The organism is Paenibacillus turicensis (assembly GCF_017873435.1).
Taxonomy (GTDB): domain Bacteria; phylum Bacillota; class Bacilli; order Paenibacillales; family Paenibacillaceae; genus Fontibacillus; species Fontibacillus turicensis.
The window spans coordinates 1-1,550 of the sequence record NZ_JAGGKG010000043.1; the positions used below are offsets into that span (position 1 = coordinate 1).

1 protein-coding gene is annotated in these 1,550 nt (G+C 46.6%); it reads right to left on the reverse strand.

The annotated features are described in order from the left end of the window. Window positions 1-90 precede the first annotated feature (90 nt). Window positions 91-1,374, reverse strand: coding sequence for a group II intron reverse transcriptase/maturase (gene ltrA, locus J2Z32_RS22190; protein ID WP_245251706.1), 1,284 nt, complete (start codon window positions 1,372-1,374; stop codon window positions 91-93). Between the last annotated feature and the right edge of the window lie 176 nt (window positions 1,375-1,550).

Sequence of the window (1,550 nt, forward strand, 5' to 3'; positions counted from 1 at the left end):
TTTTTTTTTTTTCAGCCCCTCCTCATCAAACCGTACGTGAGGTTTTCCCTCATACGGCTTTCCGATGTTCTTCTTTTATGCGCATGCAGATTACAGTAGCGTCCTTAATCCCTTTTGCTTGGCTATAACACTCACTTCTCGAAGGGAACTCATCCATCTTCGCCTCTGCCTCTTCTTGGCATACCACCTCGTTAATCGTTGTAGAATGTACCAGTCTAACTTGGCTAATTTCCGTTGACTGTAGTTGGTGTAGTAATAATTACTCCATCCTGTAATCTTCGGATTAAGCCATGCGATGTGCTCTGCCAAGGGCTTTGAACGCATCTTCGGTGGAGCCAGTCTTTCCTTTATCACCTCTCGTATGCGCTCTTCCGCTTTCTTCGCTAACCATTGCTGTGTGGTGTAGTACACTTTACCCGCTGACGTTTCCGCCTTTGTTTTTCGATGGTGCATGCCTAGAAAATCAAAGCCTTCTTCACCTGTCCATAACCCTACAATATGTGTCTTTGTTGGATGTAGCGTTAGCTCTAGTCGCTCCATAATGGCTCTAATGAGCTTAAATGCATGCTCCGCATCCTTCTTGGTCTTGCAGATCACTACAAAATCATCTGCATACCTTGTCAGTTCACCTATGGTTTTCCCATGCTTTTCCCATAACACATCAAAGTAGTTCAGGTAGATGTTCGCTAGTAGGGGGGAGATAACACCACCCTGTGGAGTTCCTAAATCAGAGCGTCGAACGCTTCCTTCTTCCATCACCCCGGCTTGCAACCACTTACGAATCAACTTCAGTGTTCTCCTGTCACTGATCCGCATCTCCACTAGCTTCATGAGCTTGTCTTGATTGATGTTGTCAAAGTAGCCTTGGATGTCGACGTCGACCACCCAGTTTCCTTTACGATTGCATGCTTTACGGATGCGTTCGAGCGCTTGCTTCGCACTTCGCTTCGGGCGAAATCCGAAGGAAGATGCTTGAAAGTCTACCTCGAATATTGGTTCCACTATGAGTTTAGTTGCCATCTGGATCACGCGATCTCTCACGGTTGGGATACCTAGCGGTCTTAACTTGCCATCCTTCTTCGGGATGTATTGTCGTCTTACGGGCTGGGGATGATAATCTCTTGCTTTTAGTCGCTTCTCACAATCTTGGAGAAATCGATCTACTCCCAGCTTCTCAATGTCTGCTAGCGTTTCTCCATCTACGCCCGAGGCCCCTTTATTTACCCTGACTCTCCTCCAAGCTTCTTGCAGAGTATCCGTTCTGTAGATTTTGTCATACAGTGCGTGGAATTTACGCTTACTGTTCTCCTTGGCTGCATAATATAGCTTCTCTTGGAGTTGTTGAACTTTTTCCTTTGGTGTCGTTAGCCTCATGGCATTCACTCGCTCTTACCTCCTTGAAAAACTTGAACAAAGCAGGGCCCCTTCCCTCCCGCAGGTTATGTTGTCCTGCGGCTCCTCGGTACTATGAGCCCCTCGGACTCCCTTCCTACAGATCACCCATTTCACCTTTAGGGTTTATAGGGCACCTCTTTACAGTTTTTTTTTTT